Raw genomic sequence first — 18,716 nt, 5'->3', positions numbered from 1 at the left:
TCTGCGCATGAGCCTCCAATGCGGTATCGTCGGGCTGCCGAATGTCGGCAAGTCGACCCTCTTCAATGCCCTGACCAAAGCTGGAATCGCGGCCGAAAACTACCCCTTCTGCACCATCGAGCCGAATGTCGGCATTGTCGAGGTGCCGGATCCGCGCCTCCAGCAGCTTGCCGTGATCGTCAAGCCGCAACGCATCCAGCCGGCGATCGTCGAGTTCGTCGATATCGCCGGCCTGGTCGCCGGGGCCTCGAAAGGCGAAGGCCTGGGTAACCAGTTCCTGGCCAATATCCGCGAAACCGATGCCATTGTCAGTGTCGTGCGCTGCTTCGAGGACGAAAACGTCGTCCATGTCTCCGGACGCGTCGACCCGCTGGCCGACATCGAAACGATCCTCACCGAACTGGCGCTCGCCGATCTGGCCGCCGTCGAGCGCACGCTCAATCGCGAAAGCAAAAAGGCCAGGGCGGGTGACAAGGATGCCCAGAAGACGGTCGGCGTTCTCGAGCGTCTGCTGCCCCATCTCAACGACGGCAGACCCGCGCGCACGCTGTCGATGTCCACCGAAGAAAGGGCCCTGCTCAAGCCCCTTTGCCTGCTGACCATCAAGCCGACGATGTACGTCGGCAACGTCCTCGAAGACGGGATGCAGAACAATCCGCACCTCGACCGCCTGCGCCAGCATGCGGCCACCGAAGGGGCGCCGGTGGTCGCCCTGTGCGCCAAGATCGAGGCCGAGCTCGCCGATCTCGACGACGAGGACAAGGCCGTCTTCCTCGCCGACCTCGGACTCGAAGAACCCGGACTGAATCGCCTGATTCGTGCCGCCTACCAGCTACTCGGCCTGCAGACCTATTTCACCGCCGGCGTCAAGGAAGTCCGGGCGTGGACCATTCACGTCGGCGATACCGCGCCGCAGGCCGCAGGCGTCATCCACACCGACTTCGAAAGAGGTTTCATTCGTGCACAGACCATCGCGCTCGCCGACTTCCTGGCCTGCAAGGGCGAGCAGGGAGCCCGGGAGGCCGGGAAAATGCGCGCCGAAGGCAAGGAATACGTCGTCAAGGACGGCGACGTGCTGAACTTCCTGTTCAACGTCTAGAGCCCGTACAGTGGGATCAAGGCATCCCATTGCACCCTGAGAAGCGGGAAGCCCCGTAAATCCCTCTGTTTACGGGGTTGTTAGTGGGTACGGTCCAGAAACTGCTGCGTTGCTTGTCCATACCGGGTTTTCCTTTCTTTGATTCGGTGAAACGTGGGTGCTCGTGCATCGGCGGGTTCCATGCGCCGATGCCAGGCCAGAGTTTGCACCATCGCCATGCGAAGGCCGCGCAGGGGTGAGTAATAGCGATTGCCAGCCAGCATGCGTCTTGCGCAATGCGGCGTTTGCCGTAGCGAACCAGATTCTCTAGGAACCCGAGGCCACCCCGGTGGCGTGTCCTCCGGACCGGTTCCCTAGCGACACCGCGAACTCGTTCCCCATCGCCGGCTTGACTGGCAACACTCGTTCCGCGACAGAAGCGCAACGCTGTTCACGCAGGCCGTGGCGCCGTACCGACGTACAGCCCGCCCACGGCTGACCAGGGTCAGCGCGTGAGTGCGAAGGGAAGGAACTGGCCCCATGGTCAAGCCATGGGGCGCTGACCCTGGCAATGAGGTTACAGCCGACGACTGGTGCGTGACGCTGACCACTTGCCCAGCCAGTTGGCAGCCATGGTATAGCCTGACTTCCTCAATGCCCGCATGGAGCGAACAATAGGCTTTGCAATGTACCGGCCCTCTGATACATTGCTACTCCATGAAACGCCGTGATGTGGGACTTCAAAGAGATCAAGTAGACCAACTCGGGCTCCAGCGTGCTGAAGCCTGAGGGGCGAGGCCGTCTGTCTGCCGTGCTGCGAGGGGGGCGGACATTGATCACTGTCGACGATGCCACGCAGGCTCTCGGGATAAGCCGCAGCGCTACGGCAAAGATTCTCGCGCGATGGCAGCGGCAGGGCTGGATTACGCGCGTTCAGCGCGGCTTGTACGCCCCCGTACCACTGGCTTCCACGCCCGGTGATCAGGTTGTCGAAGACCCATGGACACTGATTCCCGAGTTGTTCGGCACCGCCTATGTCGGCGGCGCCAGCGCCGCCCATCACTGGGACCTGACCGAACAGCTGTTTCGCAGCGTCTTTGTCTGCACTACCCAGCCCGTCCGCCGCAAGTCGCACATCGTCCACGGCACGACATTCGTCCTCCGGCATTTGGCCGAGGACAAGTTATTCGGCACGCGCGTCCTCTGGCGCGGGACCACGAAACTCCAGGTGTCCGACCCCCACAGGACCGTCATCGACATGCTCGACGACCCGGCATCGGGCGGCGGTATCCGCCATATCGCCGACTGCCTTCAGAGCTATTTGAGGCGACCCGATGCGTCACCTGAGACGCTGGTCGACTATGCCGCACAAATCGGCAACGGCGCGGTGTTCAAGCGCCTGGGTTTTCTCGCAGAGCGTGCCGGCGCGCCGAATGCGCTGATCGCAGCTTGCGCCGAGCGGCTCACCATGGGCAACGCGAAACTCGATCCCGCGCTACCTTGCCCGCGCCTGATTCGCCGGTGGCGGCTGTGGGTTCCGGAGAGCTGGAAACAGGAGGCCGCCGATGATTGATCGGTCGGAGATCCTCGAAGTCGCTACCGATCTCTCGCTCGCGCCCGAAGTCGTTGAGAAGGACTACGTCCTCGGCTGGCTTCTGGCTGGCATCTTCCGTAATGAGGAACTGGCCGGCGCCTGGACCTTCAAGGGCGGGACGTGCCTGAAGAAGTGCTATTTCGAAACCTACCGGTTCTCGGAAGACCTGGATTTCACGATCGCTGCGGAAGCGCAGATGAACGGCGGCTTCCTCAAAGCCGCTTTCACGCAGGCCGCCGAAGCTCTGTATGACGAGGTGGGCCTTGAGATTCCGGTGGACCGACTGCGTTTTGACGTCTACCGCAACAAGCGCAACGGACTGAGCTGCGAAGGCCGCATCTACTATCGTGGGCCCCTTCGCCGTTCGAGCGACCCTGCTCGCGTCAAGCTGGACCTGACGGTCGACGAGGTGCTCGTTCTACCACCAGTCGAGCGCCAGGTCGGCCACCTCTACAGCGACATGCCCGAGGGCGGCATCACCGCGCGCTGCTATGCTTACGAGGAAGTCTTCGCCGAGAAAATCCGCGCCCTCGCGGAGCGCACTCGGCCGCGCGATCTGTACGACGTGATCAACCTGTTCCGGAATGGCGGGTTCCGGCCGGCGGCGCATGCCGTCCTCGATGTCCTGAGAAGCAAGTGCGCCTTCAAGCGCATCGAGGTGCCGACCTTCGCGAGCCTGGCCGGTGCCACTGACGAACTGCTTGGCGACTGGCAGGCAATGCTTGGCCATCAACTGCCAATGCTGCCGCCATTCGAAAGCTACTGGGCCGCACTGCCAGAGTTCTTCGATTGGCTGCAGGGCGGAGCACTTTCGGCCGAACCCGCCACTGCGCCGATCGCGGCCGAAGAGATGGTGTTCAGGCCGGCCGTCGGAACTCTGCGGCGCCAGGGCCTGGCCGGATCGTCGCACCTGGAAATTATCCGCTTCGCCGCATCCAACCATCTCTGCGTCGATCTCGGCTACCAACGCAGCATCCGCCGTATCGAGCCGTATTCGCTGCGGCGCACGCAAGCCGGCGACATCCTGCTGTATGCAGTCAAGACCGATACCGGCGAGCCGCGCAGCTACCGACTCGACCGCATCGAGAGCGCGCAGGCGACGTCGCAAGCCTTCACGCCGCGTTACGCCGTCGAACTCACTCCGACCGAGACGGGGCTGATTCCGCCTGCAGCGCGAAGCGGGGGCAGCAGCGGGATTCGCAGCACGCAGACAATCCGATCCGCTACTCGGGCATCTGCCTTCCAAGCGCATGGGCCGACGTTCATCTATCAGTGCGGGGTGTGCGGTCGCAAGTTCGAGCGCAAGACCTCCGACTCGACGCTTAGGCCGCACAAGACCGAGCAGGGTTGGCCGTGTTCAGGACGGACGGGTTGGCTAGTGGAAACCAAGTACCAATGAAGGTCGCACGAGGTCATGCTCCGATGCGCCTACGGCGCGACAAGAAGCAAGGAGGCTAGGTTTGAACGTCTTCGATTTCCGCCAGCACATCGTCAACGAGTACTCGGAGTTCACCCGCAGTTTCACGCGCATTAAGGCCGAGGACATACAGTCGTACGTCACTAAGGCGTACGACTCGCAGAAGTACTGGCCCGAGCCACTGATCCAGGTCAATCCGAATTTTAAGCCGGGCGGGACCGTTCAACAACTCGTAAAAGCTGGGCAGTTACACCCTACGTGCGCGGAGATTTTCCGCCTGGGCAAGAGCGAGTCATCCGTCGGGGTTCCGCTGCCCCTTCACACCCACCAGCAAGAGGCCATCAGCCTCGCCGCAGCGGGTGAGAGCTATGTGATAACCACCGGCACTGGCTCCGGCAAGTCTCTTTCGTATTTCATTCCCATCGTCGACGCTTGTTTGAAGGCGAAGCAGGTCGACGTGGAGCGTCGGACCCGTGCCATTGTCATCTATCCGATGAACGCGTTGGCGAACAGCCAGTTGGAGGAATTGAAGAAGTTCCTCGGCAGCGAGCCCGGCAGGCGACCGGTCAGCTTCGGCCGTTACACCGGCCAGGAGGATGAGGCAGAACGCGAAGCAATGGCGGCCAATCCGCCGGATATCCTGCTGACAAACTTCATGATGCTTGAACTGCTCATGACGCGGCAGAACGACATCGACAAAGCGGTGATGCGCAATGCCAAAGGGCTGCGCTTCCTCGTTCTGGACGAACTGCATACATATCGCGGGCGGCAAGGGGCCGATGTGGCCTTGCTGGTTCGCCGTGTTCGCGAGGCCCTCGGGGACAAACTGGTGTGCATCGGCACCTCTGCGACGATGGCGACCGATGGCACCGAGATGGAGCGCAACACTGCGGTAGCCAGAGTCGCCACACGGCTTTTCGGAACCGCCATTCCCAGCCACAACATCGTCACGGAAACTCTGCAACGCGTGACACCAGCAGCGGAGACGCTGAAGACAATTGCTCCCGTGTTGGCTGCTGCAATCGATGCCGGTGTACCGTATATCTCCTTCGACGCGTTGGCCACACACCCCGTGTCGGTCTGGGTTGAGCTGACGCTTGGCCTGGACTACGAAAGTGGCAAGCCGAGGCGGGCGCGTCCAAAGACGCTGAAGCATGCGGCGATTCTCCTGGCCGAGACATCGGGGCGGCCTGAGGATGTATGCCGGGGATATCTGGAGCGGTTCCTGCTGCGTGCCTACGGTGTCACCGATGACGCCGGCAAGCCGCTATTCGCATTCAAGCTGCACCAGTTCATCTCTGGTGGCGGCAAGGTCTATGCAACCCTCGAGGCCGCTGGGAAACGCGACATCACCCTCGACGGCCAGCAGTTCGTAGCCGGCGACCGGAGTCGCCACCTCTACAACCTCCATTTCTGCCGCGACTGCGGCCAAGAGTACGTGCCCGTTTGGGACGTCGACGGGCCGGAAGGGCGCACCTTCGAGCGACGAAGCATAGACGAACGCCAGCACGAGGATGATGGAGTGAAGTTCGGCTTTCTAATGCCGGACGCCGCGGGGATCTGGAACGACGCCGATATTGACCGTTACCCGGAAACTTGGGTCGAGGAGCGCGCCGACGGCGAGTGGCGCATCAAGTCGAGCTACCGCAAGTACGTACCACAAGCGGCAAAGCTGCGGCCGGATGGAGTCACGACATCTGAAGGCGGGCTGCGCGCTTGGTTTATTCCGGGGAGCTTCCGCTTCTGCCTCGGCTGTGGCACGACCCACGCGACCTCGGGGAAGGACTCGTTGCGATTGACGTCGCTATCCGGAGAGGGTCGGAGCTCGGCAACTACGATGCTCACCTTGGCATCGCTGCGCTACCTGTACGAGCAGGACGAACACCTCGGTGCCGAGGCCAAGAAGGTCTTGGGCTTCTCGGACAACCGCCAGGACGCGGCGCTTCAGGCAGGCCATTTCAATGACTTTGTGCAAGTCCTGCTAACGCGTGCTGCGCTGCTGGCGGCCTTCACCAAGGGAAACGGTCAGGCCCTGTCGGAGAAGGAGGTGGCCAATGCCGTGTTCGAGGCGCTGGGCTTTGACCGTGATGACCCGGCGGTTCGCGCCGAATATATGCAGCAGCCGGATGTCAAGGGCAATACCCGGCGCCAGGTGCAGGATGCCATGCGGGCAATCCTGGGCTATCGGAGTTTCTTCGACCTGCGCCGCGGCTGGCGTTTCAACAACCCCAACCTCGAACAACTCGGGCTCGTCCGAATCGCCTATCAGGATATCGACGACCTCGCGGCAGACGCCGACGAATGGGCCAATGCGCCTCAGGTGCTTCAGGCCGCCACTGCGCAAGAACGCGCTGCAGTCTTGCGCGTTCTTTTCGAGACCATGCGCCAGGGCTTGTGCATTGCCAGCCGCTACCTCGATCGGACTGAACTCGACCAGTTACGCACGCAGAGCTACGCCAACCTTCGTGAACCCTGGGGATTCACAGAGGATGAGCGACCCGTTCCAGCGCGCTGGTTCGTCACACGCCGACCGAAAGACGAGGTGGGTCCTCGTGGTCGGAAGCTCAACCTCGACGATTTCCTGGTCATTGGATCGAGCCGCTCCCGCATCGGGCGCGAACTGAAGAAGCCCAGCACCTGGGGCGGCGGCAACCCGTATGTGGGCCAGATCAAGGACGACACCTACCCGAAAGTCATTGATGCACTGCTGAAGGCAGCCGAGAGCTACGGCCTCGTTCGGCAAGAAGAAACGGATGTGGGTGTTACAGGCTGGCAGCTGAACGGCGCTGCTCTGCTTTGGACCCCGGGTGACGGCGTCAGTCCGAAGCAATCGAATGACAATAGATTTTTCCGCAACCTGCACCGAAACATCACAGGTATGCTTACCAAGCCCGAGCACCAGCTCTTCGATTTCGAGGCGAGGGAGCACACGGCGCAAGTCGAGCAAGACGACCGCCTCGAGCGCGAAGCGCGTTTCCGCTTCACCGACAAGGACCGCAAGGAGTGGCGCGACAAGAAAGGTAGCGAGCTCGAATGGCTGCCCGTCCTGTTTTGCTCGCCGACCATGGAACTGGGTGTCGACATCTCGTCGCTCAACACCGTCTACATGCGCAACGTGCCACCCACACCCGCCAACTATGCCCAGCGCAGCGGCCGAGCCGGGCGAGCAGGTCAGCCGGCGCTGGCGATTACCTACTGTGCGGCGCAAAGCCCGCACGACCAGTACTACTTCCGTGACCCAGTGCGAATGGTCCATGGGCAGGTCCATCCGCCGACTCTGGACCTCGCCAACCGCGAACTCGTGCAGAGCCATATGCATGCCATTTGGTTGGCCGAGACCGGCAAGAAGCTCGACAGCAGCATTCGTGGCCTGCTCGACATGAGTCACCCGGATGCCTTGCCCATCCTGGAGGATCTGGCTGCCGACCTGGACAAGCCCGGGGCAAAGAAGCGCGCTCATCTGCGTGGGCTGGCCGTCCTGGATATGCTCAAGGAGGAGCTCACTCCGCAGCGCGCACCCTGGTTCACCGAGACATGGCCGGAGACCGCTTTCCAGTGCGCATACAAGGAGCTCGACGAAGCCCTGAAGCGCTGGCGCGATTTGTATCGCGCCACTGCGCGACAGATCGAGCTGAATTTCAAGATCGAGAACAACCCGGCGGCCAGCGAGCGCGAACGTCGAGAGGCGCAGCAGCGTCACAACGAAGCACGCAAGCAGCGCGACCTGCTGCTCGCCGGCGAGAGTGCCTTCAACTCGGACTTCTACACCTACCGCTACCTGGCGAGCCAGGGCTTCCTGCCCGGCTACAACTTCCCTCGCCTCCCTCTGCTGGCCTACATCCCCGCGCGCCGAGGCAACATCGGCCGCGAGAGCTTCCTCTCCCGTCCGCGCTTCCTGGCGCTGGGCGAGTTCGGTCCGTACAGCCTGATCTATCACGAAGGCAGCCAGTACCGGGTCACCAAAGCGCTACTCACCATCACCAGCCAGGACCAGGTCACCGAGGGCGCCCGCCTGGCCACGGAGGTGGCACGTCTGTGTCCGTCCTGCGGCTATGGTCACTTCCGTTCGCAACGCGATGCCGACCGCTGCTTCTCTTGTGGTGCCTCGTTGGCGGCTGCCGAGGAGGTCAAGCATCTTTATCGCATCGAGAACGTGTCCACCAAGCGCGCGGAGCGCATCACCGCCAACGAGGAAGAGCGGGTGCGCCAAGGCTACGAGATGCAGACCACCCTGCAATTCGCCGAGGCGGACGAGCGGTTGCAGAAGCTCACTACCGAGGTACTGGATTCCCAGGGTCCGCTGCTGGAGCTTCAGTACGGCCCGGCGGCCACCGTCTGGCGCATGAACTTTGGTTGGCGCCGCCGCAAGGACAAAAAGGTGCTGGGGTTCATGATGAACCCGGTTACCGGCCACTGGGTCGGCGGCGTCGATGATGCCGGAGAAGAGAGCGGAGACGACGCGCCGCCGGACAAGACGCCGCCGCAGCGCATCGTTCCTTACGTCGAAGATCGCCGCAACATCCTCATCATCCGACCTCACCACGGTCTGGGCGAACTGTCGGCATCCACGTTGGCCACGCTGCAGTTCGCGCTCAAGCGCGGCATCGAGTCCGTTTACCAACTCGAAGAGAGCGAGCTGATGGCCGAGCCCTTGCCGACGCGAGACAACCGGCAATCCATCCTGTTTTATGAAGCGGCAGAGGGCGGTGCCGGCGTCCTGACCCGCCTCGCAACCGAGCCCAAGGCACTGGCGGCCGTGGCCGCCGAAGCGCTGGAAATCATGCACTTCAAACGCCCGGCCGAAGGACAGCCGTGGGTCAAGGCTGCGCTCGACGAGGAGTTGGATGACGACGGCCAGCCCATATGCGAGGCGGGCTGCTACAAATGCCTGCTTTCCTACTACAACCAGCCCGACCACCCGCTCATCGACCGACAGGACGAGGAGGCCGGTGGGTTGGTGCTCGAGATGCTGTGCCGCCTTACGCAGTCCGAAGCCAAACTCGGTACGCACGGGCGGGCGCCCGAGCAACACAGCGCCGAGTTGGCTCGTACGGCAGGCAGTTCGCTGGAGCATGCCTGGCTGACCTATGTCGAGCGGCATGGCCACCGCAATCCCGACCGCGGGCAGCACACCATCACCTCGGCGCAGACCTGCGCAGACTTCTTCTACGACGAATACCAGCTGGCTGTCTTCATCGACGGTCCCCACCACGAAGCCGAGGATCAGCAAGCCAAGGACGATGCCATCACCCGGCACCTGGAGGAGCAAGGCTACCTGGTCGTTCGCTTTTCGCGGATCACCAGCGAATGGCCTGCTGTCTTTGCCGCCCACGCCGACCTGTTCGGTGCCAGCAAGAACGAATAACCGATGAGTTCACCGACCCCCGAGTTCTATCCCGGCAGCCTAGTCTCGGCCCGTGGCCGTGAATGGATTGTCCTACCCGAGTCCGACATGGACACCCTGCGCTTGCGTCCACTCGGTGGTGGCGAGAAGGACGAATCGCTCATCTACCTGCCGCTTGAGCGGCAGCCTGTTCGACCCGCCACTTTTGCTTGGCCGCGTGTCGACCAGGCGCGCAATCATGCGGCCAGCCAGCTCCTGCTTGATGCGCTGCAGCTCAAACTGCGCAATGGGGCCGGACCGTTTCGCAGCTTCGGCAATATCGCGGTCGAGCCGCGCGCCTACCAGCTCGTACCGTTGCTGATGGCGCTCAAGCAGGCGACGGTCCGCCTCTTGATTGCCGACGATGTGGGCATCGGCAAGACCATCGAAGCTGCCCTGATTGCACGGGAGATGCTGGACCGGGGGGAAGTCCAGCGCATGACGGTGCTGTGCCCGCCGCATCTGTGCGAGCAGTGGCAGCGCGAGCTCGCCGAGCGCTTCCACATCCATGCGATGGTGGTCCGCACGGCAACCGCCGCCCGGCTGGAGAAGGATTTGCCTCCCGGAACGTCGCTTTTCGATGCCCACCCGTTCACCGTGGTCAGCCTCGACTACATCAAGTCCGAGAAGCGTCGCGAAGCCTTCCAGCGTTTCTGTCCGGAATTCGTCATCGTCGACGAGGCACATACCTGCACCCACGGTGGTCACGGGCGCCAGCAGCGTTACCAACTGCTCAAGGGGCTGGCTGAGAATGAGGACCGTCACCTGGTACTGCTGACGGCGACGCCCCACAGCGGCGACGAGCATGCGTTCTACAACCTGCTGGGGCTGCTTCAGTCGGAATTCACCACCCTAAAGGATCTGCCCCCCGGCGCCCGGACCGACCTGCGCGACGAGTTGTCCCGTCACTTTGTACAGCGTCGCCGGCCGGACCTCGCCGAGTGGCAGGACAGCTCGATGTTCCCGGACCGCAAGACCACCGAAGTCACCTACCGGCTCACGGGAACCTGGGGCCAACTCTTCAACGACGTGCTGACCTATGCCCGGGAGCTGGTGGAGCGGGTCGAGGGCCGCGCCTTGCGCGAGCAACGCATGAACTGGTGGGCGGCCCTGGCGCTTCTGCGCTGCATCTCGTCATCGCCAGCCGCTGCCGTCAACGCCCTGCGCACCCGCTTGAACGGCGCAATCGCACCGGGCGACGACCGCGAGCTGACGCTGGAGGACATCGACCAGCAAGGTGAGGAGCGTGTGCTCGACGGCCTCGAGGATGCGTTGTCCACCGACGACATCGAACCAGCCGCCCAGACCGAGGATACCGCCCGTTTGCAAGAACTCATCGCCGCCGCCGAACGGCTGGCGGGCCCTGGCAACGACCCCAAGCTCGAGAAACTGCAGTCTCATCTCCAAAGCCTGCTCAAAGAGGGGTTCCTGCCGGTTGTCTTCTGCCGCTACATCGCTACCGCCCATTACCTCGCTGACTTTCTGCGCACCAAGTTCAAGGACGTCACCATCAAGGCCGTCACCGGCGAATTCACGCCCGGCGAACGCGAGGCGGCCGTCGAGGATCTGGGGGACAGCGACAAGCGCATCCTGGTAGCGACCGATTGCCTGTCCGAGGGTATCAACCTCCAGAGTCTGTTCACCGCCGTCGTTCACTACGACCTGAGCTGGAATCCGACACGTCACGAACAGCGGGAGGGCCGCGTCGACCGCTTCGGGCAAAAGGCCCGCGAGGTCCGCAGCACCATGCTCTACGGCGAAGACAACCCGGTCGACGGCGCAGTGCTGCAGGTCATCCTGCGCAAAGCTGAAAGCATCCGCAAGGAGTTGGGTGTGCTGGTGCCCATGCCCGATGATGAAGGCAAGCTCACGCAGGCGCTGCTCAACGCCGTGCTGTTGCGCAAAACCAACCACATCGGCAAGGCTTCGCAGGCCAGCTTCGATTTCGGCGAGCCGGCCAGGGAAATCGAAACGGCCTGGCAAAGCGCCCGCGAGAAGGCAGCGCGGAACCGCTCCATCTTTGCCCAGCGCCGCCTGAAGCCCGAAGACGTCTTGCCGGAATGGCGCAAGTCGGCTGCCGTGTTGGGCAGCGAGGACAATGTCGCCCGTTTCGTCGCTCGGGCGGTGGCAAAGCTCGGCGTGCCCCTGGAAGATATCCGACGGCCCGCAGGGCTGGGCTCAGCCCAGCCCGCCCCCCAAGGTGGTCAAGAAAACTTGGGGCGGCCCGGCGTTTTCTTGGGAGGCCACCACAAGCTGAATATCGACTACCTCCCGCTGACGGTGCGCGAGCGCCTCGCCGCCGATGGCTTTATCGGCACGCTGCGCGTCAGCTTCCACCAGCCGCCCGCCGCAGGTTCGCTCTTCATCCATCGCACCCATCCCATCGTCGCTGCGCTGGCCGACACATTGCTTGAGCGCGCACTCGATGAGGCCGCCGACGCCAGCGACGCCGATGCCGTGGCGCGCGCGGGTGCCACCTTCGTTGGCAATGTCAGCCTCAGAACGACAGTGCTGCTCTTGCGCCTGCGGCATCAGCTTGCTGTGACCCGCGGCACCGCGACGCGCCTGATGCTGTGCGAAGAGACCGTTGCCGTGACCATCGCCGGATCGGGGAGTCCGGAAGTGTTGGCACCCGATGCCGCCCAATCGCTGCTCGGAACCGAGGCAGTTCGGAACATGCCGCCGCCCATCCGGGATCGCCACCTGCAGCAAGCGCTCGACCTGCTCCCCGCTTGGACGCCGCAACTGGAGGCGATGGCGAAGGAACGCGCTCAGGCTTTGCTGCAAGACCATCGGCGCGTGCGTGAGGCGGCCGAGGCCAAAGGCTCATACCAGGTCACCGCGAGCCTGCCAGTGGATGTGATGGGCATCTATGTGCTCGTTCCTGCGGTGGGGGTCTGAGCCATGGCCCATCGCAATGCAACACACCTTGCCTACCAGGCCATCCGCATCGAAGGCGGCCTCGTCCCCGCCGATGAACTGTCGCGCTTGACCACGCTCGCCGACGCGGACAAGACCGAGCAATCCGAACGCCACTACCGCACCCCCAAGGGCCTGAAGCTGCGCGACGAAGTCGGTCGCTACTGGAAGATTGCGCTCAACCTCTGGCTGGAGTTCCAGCGCCTGCGCGAGCGTAAGGACGTCGACGCGCATGCGGTGACGGTGCGCGAGTTCCTTGTCCCCTTGTTACGTGACGTGCTGGGCTTTGCCGACTTGGACCGGGCGCCCGCCATCGAGCAGGCAGGTCACCGCTATCAGATTGGCCATGCTGCCCTAGGCGGAAAGGTTCCCTTGGTTTTCGCCGCCCACAACCAGTCGCTGGACGTGCCTGCAGAGCGCTTCGGTGATCCCAATCCCGAAACTGGCAAGGTCCGTCGGCGCAGTCCCTTCATGCTGGCGCAGGAATCGCTGAACGCATCCGATACCAGTCTCTGGGCCATCGTCGTCAATGGCTTGCAGCTGCGCATTCTGCGCGACAACCCCAGCCTGACCCGCCCCGCCTATGTGGAGGTGGATCTGGAGGCCTTGTTCAGCCAAGAGCTGTATGCAGACTTCACTGCCTTCTGGCTGCTCGCCCATGCTAGCCGCTTCGGCCCCGCGAAGGGTGAGAAACCCGGCGAACCCGAAGATTGCCCCTGGGAGCGTTGGCGCGTCGCCGGGCAGGAAGCCGGCGTCGCCATCCGCCGCAACTTGCGCTACCAAGTGGCCGAGGCCTTGCGCGCCCTCGGCACCGGCTTTCTCTCCCATCCGGACAACGTTGGGCTGCGCCAATCAATACAAGCCGCAGGGGAAGCGGGCAAACAGGCCTTCTTCGAGGAACTGCTGCGACTAATCTATCGCCTCATCTTTCTGGCAACAGTCGAAGACCGGCTAGACTCGGCGACGGGCGTCAAGCTGGTGTTCGCGCCGGCGACGCCCGCGGACATCCAGCAGCGCTATCTGACCGGCTATTCGTTGACCTGGCTACGCGAGCGAGCAACTCGGCGCAGCCAGCACGACCGGCACGGCGATCTCTGGCAGGCGCTGGGCATCACCTTTGGTGCGCTCGCCCGAGGTGAGCCTGCTTTGGGACTGCCGGCCCTGGGCGGCCTGTTCGACGCCGACCAGTGCCCACGGCTCGGCGGCGCGCAATTGGAGAACCGTTGGCTGCTGGCCGCCGTTTTCCAGTTGGGGTACTTCCGCGACACCACCGGCCTGCGCCGCGTCAACTACCGGGACATGAAGTTCGAGGAGCTTGGCAGTGTCTACGAAAGCCTGCTGGAGCTGGTACCGGACCCCCAGGGGCTGGCCCACCCCGCCCATGCCCGGCTGGCCTTCGTGGGCGATGACAGCGACAGCGACGCCAACAACCGTGGCAACACCCGCAAGCTGACCGGCTCTTACTACACGCCGGACAGCCTGGTTCAGGAACTCATCAAGTCGGCGCTCGAGCCAGTGATCGCCAACACCGTCAAAGCCAATCCCGAGCGGCCGGTCGAGGCACTGCTCGAACTCACCATCTGCGACCCAGCCTGCGGTAGCGGTCACTTCCTGGTCGCCGCCGCACTGTGCTTGGGCGACGAGATCGCCTTGCAGCGCGCCGTCATCGAGCGCGATGGCGGCGCCCCCACACCTCTCGACTTCCGGCACGCACGGCGCGATGTCGTCAGCCGTTGCATCTTCGGCGTCGACAAGAACCCCATGGCGATCCAGCTCGCCAAGACCGCCCTGTGGCTCGAAGCCTACACACCGGACCTGCCGCTCTCATTCATCGACCACCACCTGCAGGTGGGTGATGCGCTACTGGGCGTGCTCGACCCCAAGGTGCTGGGGAACGGTATCCCCGACGAGGCCTATGCTGCGCTCTCCGGCGATGACAGGGCGGTGGCTTCCGCTCTCAAGAAACAGAACAAGGCTGATCTGAAGAGCTGGAAGGCCATCGCTGCGGGCGACTTGTTCACCCGGGCCGGTCTTGCCGAACAAGCCATGGAGGTCGATCGGCTCGACGCCGACACGCCCGAACAGGTGGCCGCCAAGCGCCAAGCGTGGCAGCAGGCGCTTGGCGCGGCGCAGCGTTCGGTGCTGGCGCGGCTGGCCGATACCTACCTGGCCGCCTTCCTGGCCCCGAAGCTGGCCGACGCGGGCGCAAGCGTACCGCTCTCGGGTTACCTGTGGGGCGTACTCAGTGGCCATCCGACCAACGATGAAATGGAGGACACCGCCCACGCCCTGTGTCGCAAACACAGTGTCTTCCACTGGTGGCTGGCCTTTCCGCAAGTCGCGGCCAAGGGCGGATTCTCGGTCATGCTCGGCAATCCCCCATGGGAACGCATCAAGCTACAGGAAGAAGAGTTCTTCGCCGCCAAGAGCCCGCTAGTGGCCGCGGCCAGGAACAAATTCGAACGTGGCCAGCGCATCGAATGGCTGCGCGACGGCGTGCTGCTGCACAACCTCAATCCCGACCTCGAAGCCGCCGAGGGGCTGTCGCCGCCAAACCGGGTCGAGATGGCCTTGTACGAGGCTTTTGTCGCCGCGCGTCGGGGCGCCGAGGCCGCGAGTCTCTTCGCTCATGCCGGCGGGCGCTTTCCGCTCACCGGCGTGGGGGATGTCAATACCTACGCCTTGTTCGCAGAAACCTTTCTGCAGGCCACGATAGATCACGGGCGCGCGGGCTTCATCGTCCCCACCGGCATTGCAACCGACGATTCCACCAAGGCCTACTTTGGCCACATCGCTGCCTGTGGGCATCTGGTCAGCATGTTCGACTTCGAGAACAGCGAAGCGGTCTTCCCTGCGGTCCACCGCAGCTACAAGTTCTCACTACTGACCCTCGGCACCGCGCTTGCGGCTGAGTTTGTTTGCTTCGCGACCCAGGCCAGCCAACTGGGAGATTCTCATCGCCGTTTTGCGCTGGCCCCCGACGAGTTCTCGCTCATCAACCCGAACACCCGCACCTGCCCCGTGTTCCGCAGCGAGCGCGACGCCGAGTTGACCAAGAAGCTCTACCGGACCGCGCCGGTGCTCATTGAAGAAGAGGCCAAAGACGCCAACGGCAAGGTGCTCAAGCCTGAGGTTAATCCGTGGGGTATCAGCTTCCAGCGAATGCTGGACATGGCCAACGACAGCGGCCTGTTCCGCAGCGCGCCCAATCCTTCCGACACACCCAAGCGCCTGCCGCTGTACGAAGCGAAGATGATTCACCAGTTCGACCACCGCTGGGCAACCTACGTCGATGCCGACGGGAAGCCGGGCGAGGTCGAAACAGCTGACGTGAGCGTGGCGCAGAAGGCCGATCCGGCGTTCGCCGTGCGCCCGCGCTACTGGGTGGATGAGCGTGAGGTGCTGGCGCGCATTGCCCGCGTTCCCTCGCGTATCGCCAAGGCTTGGCTGGCACTGCATGCCGCTACCCCGCGTACGGTGGACGACGCCTTGTCCGACCTGCTGCTGGCCCTCGCCGCCTGGGTGGCTGGCGAGCTCTTCAGCCGCGCTGCCGGCGAGTCCGACGGCTCTGACGGCTCTGACGGCTGGACGCAGCAGCGCAGTTTGCCGCATATCGCGCCGACCGAGGCGCAACTCAAGGCGCGCTTCACCCCGCTCGCCCAGGCGCTACTGGGCAGCGGCCTCACCACCCGCAAGGCCCTCGTCGAGTTCCCGAAATGGGCCGCGCAGAACCAGGACACGCGCCTGTCCGACCTGGAACTTGCCGACCTCGCCACCGCCTTGGAGAGCGCCGAACTGGTGCCAGCACTGCTGGCCCTGTTGGATGCCTGGATGGACGCCCGCAGTCCGCGCTGGCTGATGGGCTGGCGTGACATCTGCCGCAGCACAGACGAGAGGACCGTTATCGCGTCTGTCGTGCCGAGGGTAGGCACTGGCGACACCCTGCTCCTGATGTTTCCGGACCCTGCACTTGGCGCTCGTCTGGCAGGTCTGCTTGCCGATCAGTGCAGCCTTGTGCACGACTTCGTCGCGCGCCAAAAGGTCGGCGGCACCCATCTCAAGTATCATGTCAAGAAACAACTCGTTCACCTACCGCCTGAACACTACACGCCGCAAGCCATCGACTTCATCGTCCCTCGCGTCCTCCAACTCACCTACACCGCCCACGACCTGCGCGCCTGGGCCGAGGATTTGGACCACCGCGGCCCGCCTTTCCCCTGGAACCCCGAACGCCGCGCCGAACTACGCGCCGAGCTCGACGCCTACTATGCCCGCCTCTACGGCCTGACCCGCGACGAGCTGCGCTACATCCTGGACCCCGCCGACGTGATGGGCGCCGACTACCCCTCCGAGACCTTCCGCGTGCTCAAGGAAGGTGAAATCCGAGCATGCGGTGAATACCGCACCAGACGGCGGGTGCTGGAAGCGTGGGACCACCAGACAACAGGAGCCTGAGTGCTGACTCATCTCAAACTGAACAACTTCAAGATCTGGCGCAGCACCGGCCAGATGCCCCTGGCGCCGCTGACCTTGCTCTTCGGGACAAACTCCTCGGGCAAGTCCAGTCTGATCCAAAGCCTCTTGTTGCTGCGACAAACGGTAAAGGCGCGTGACCCCAATCTGGACCTGAACTTCGGTAACCCGGACGCAGGCGACTCGGTGACGCTGGGTCAATTCCGGGATGTGCTAAGCAGGCGTAGTGCCGCCACCGAGGTCGTCAAGGCGAACCAGATCGGCATCGAGTTTGGATGGCGCGGCAGTGAGGACAGGCTATCGGTCGGGGTGTTCTCCGCCCGCTATGAACAGGGGCAAGGCGGTAGCGCGGACTTGGCCTATCTCCGTATTGGCCAGGGGAACCAGGGATTCACCGCGCAACGTGGCAGAAACGGGGCCTACAAACTTTGGGCTGCCGATGCCAGGCGGGCGATAGGGCAGTCGCCGGCTTTCAAGCCTCATCGGTCCTTTGCATTTTCCGGCGCGGCCGCTGAAGCTCTCGGCGCGCAGGCGGCCCCCGTGTTGTCCGTAGGTCCAGCCTTGTTGGCGGAGCTGAGCCGCATCATCTACCTCGGCCCGGTTCGCCGTTTGGCTCAGCGCGACTACCTGTGGAGCGGCCGTTTCCCGGGCTCGATCGGCGATGACGGCGGGCAAGCCGTCGATGCGCTAATTGCAAGCGGAGTAGCAAAGGAGGAAGCGCGCCGGCGCCGGCTGCCGACCTCAAGCGCAGCCCGGCTCTTCGACGAGACCGCTTATTGGTTGCACAGCATAGGATTGGCTGATGATCTCAAGGTGCGCCAATTGGGGCGCTCGGCCCGGTATGAACTGCTAGTGGTCAACGGCGATGGTGCGTCGAACCTCAAGGACGTAGGCGTCGGGGTCTCTCAGGTCCTGCCCGTGATTGTCGCGGCGCTGTTCGCGGAACGAGGCCATATCGTTATCGTTGAAGAGCCGGAAAGCCACCTTCATCCATTGGCACAATCCCAACTAGCCGAACTTTTCATTCAGGTCAGCCGGGAGCGTGGCGTTCAGTTCATCGTCGAGAGCCATTCCGAGCATTTTCTGAACCGTTTGCAGCGACGCGTCGCCGAAGGTGTTGTGTTGCCTGGGAATTTGGCCGCATATTTTTGCCAGCGTTCCGGCGCGGCTGCCGAACTGGAGCCGCTTCGACTGGACGAGTTCGGCGAGATTGAGAACTGGCCCGAGAATTTCTTCGGCGACGAGATGGCCGATATTGCCGGCCGAACCATCGCAGCGATGCAGCGCAAGCGCGCGGCGAAAACCGGCGGTGCCGAATGAGGGTGGTGATCGATACGAACGTGCTGCTTGTCGCCAGCGGACAGCACGAGGATGTTTCGGAAGGCTGCGTGATCGAGTGCGTGAGGCGACTGCAAACGGCGCAAGCGTCGCAGGTAGTCGTGATCGACGATGCATATCGCATTCTTGGGGAGTACCAGAAAAAGACACAACTCAACCCGGCGAAACACCCGGGTGACGTGTTCCTTAAATGGCTGTTGCGGCATGCCGGAAATTCCCGACACGTTGAACAAGTCGTTCTGACCGAAACCGTAAAGGATCAATTCGCTGAGTTCCCGGACCCGGCTTTGCAGTCGGTGTTCGACGCGCCTGACCGCAAGTTCGCGGCCGTCGCCGCCGCGCATCCGCAGAAACCGCCGATCTGGCAGGCGGCCGATTGCAAGTGGCTCGATTGGTGGTCTGCTCTGGCGGCCCATGGCATTTCTGTCGATTTCCTCTGTTCAGCGGATGTCTGCGGTTTCTATCGGAACAAATTTCCTGGCCGTATGGTTCCTGCGTTGCCCCGGATCTGAAG

The 18,716-nt window shown here is 63.4% G+C and carries 8 protein-coding genes and 1 pseudogene; all 9 read left to right on the top strand.

The annotated features are described in order from the left end of the window. Positions 1-7: 7 nt before the first annotated feature. Entirely contained in the window at positions 8-1,099 is a 1,092-nt protein-coding gene (gene ychF, locus AC15MQ_RS11880) for a redox-regulated ATPase YchF (protein WP_287652497.1), read from the top strand. Between the two features lie 754 nt (positions 1,100-1,853). Further along, positions 1,854-2,021, top strand: a pseudogene (locus tag AC15MQ_RS11875) (type IV toxin-antitoxin system AbiEi family antitoxin domain-containing protein); the annotation flags it as partial. A gap of 75 nt (positions 2,022-2,096) precedes the next feature. Further along, entirely contained in the window at positions 2,097-2,651 is a 555-nt protein-coding gene (locus AC15MQ_RS11870; RefSeq protein WP_483080663.1) for a type IV toxin-antitoxin system AbiEi family antitoxin domain-containing protein, read from the top strand. Further along, on the top strand, positions 2,644-4,071 hold the full coding sequence (locus tag AC15MQ_RS11865) for a nucleotidyl transferase AbiEii/AbiGii toxin family protein (RefSeq protein WP_483080231.1): 1,428 nt from the start codon (positions 2,644-2,646) through the stop codon (positions 4,069-4,071). Before AC15MQ_RS11870 ends, AC15MQ_RS11865 begins: the two co-directional genes overlap by 8 nt. Before the next feature lie 61 nt (positions 4,072-4,132). Further along, the gene (locus AC15MQ_RS11860) at positions 4,133-9,454 is read left to right on the top strand and encodes a DEAD/DEAH box helicase (protein ID WP_483080230.1); all 5,322 of its coding nucleotides are present in this window, start codon (positions 4,133-4,135) and stop codon (positions 9,452-9,454) included. Between the two features lie 3 nt (positions 9,455-9,457). Further along, positions 9,458-12,373: a helicase-related protein gene (locus AC15MQ_RS11855; protein ID WP_483080229.1), complete on the top strand. Its 2,916-nt coding sequence runs from the start codon at positions 9,458-9,460 to the stop codon at positions 12,371-12,373. Positions 12,374-12,376: 3 nt separating this feature from the next. After that, the gene (locus tag AC15MQ_RS11850; RefSeq protein ID WP_483080228.1) at positions 12,377-16,846 is read left to right on the top strand and encodes an Eco57I restriction-modification methylase domain-containing protein; all 4,470 of its coding nucleotides are present in this window, start codon (positions 12,377-12,379) and stop codon (positions 16,844-16,846) included. Continuing rightward, a complete protein-coding gene (locus AC15MQ_RS11845) occupies positions 16,847-18,184 on the top strand; it encodes an AAA family ATPase (RefSeq protein WP_483080227.1) in 1,338 nt (445 codons plus the stop codon). It abuts the gene before it with no gap. Then, positions 18,181-18,714, top strand: a complete 534-nt coding sequence (locus AC15MQ_RS11840) for a hypothetical protein (protein WP_483080226.1) — start codon at positions 18,181-18,183, stop codon at positions 18,712-18,714. Before AC15MQ_RS11845 ends, AC15MQ_RS11840 begins: the two co-directional genes overlap by 4 nt. Positions 18,715-18,716 lie beyond the last annotated feature (2 nt).

The organism is Candidatus Accumulibacter propinquus (assembly GCF_056856495.1).
Note: the sequence above shows the minus strand (reverse complement) of the source record. Positions and strands in the feature narration are given on the sequence as shown.

Bases quoted from the DNA above. Each gene is read 5' to 3' on its own strand.
- ychF (WP_287652497.1), top strand. From the start codon at position 8: ATGAGCCTCCAATGCGGTATCGTCGGGCTGCCGAATGTCGGCAAGTCG.
- AC15MQ_RS11865 (WP_483080231.1), top strand. From the start codon at position 2,644: ATGATTGATCGGTCGGAGATCCTCGAAGTCGCTACCGATCTCTCGCTC.
- AC15MQ_RS11855 (WP_483080229.1), top strand. From the start codon at position 9,458: ATGAGTTCACCGACCCCCGAGTTCTATCCCGGCAGCCTAGTCTCGGCC.
- AC15MQ_RS11850 (WP_483080228.1), top strand. From the start codon at position 12,377: ATGGCCCATCGCAATGCAACACACCTTGCCTACCAGGCCATCCGCATC.
- AC15MQ_RS11840 (WP_483080226.1), top strand. From the start codon at position 18,181: ATGAGGGTGGTGATCGATACGAACGTGCTGCTTGTCGCCAGCGGACAG.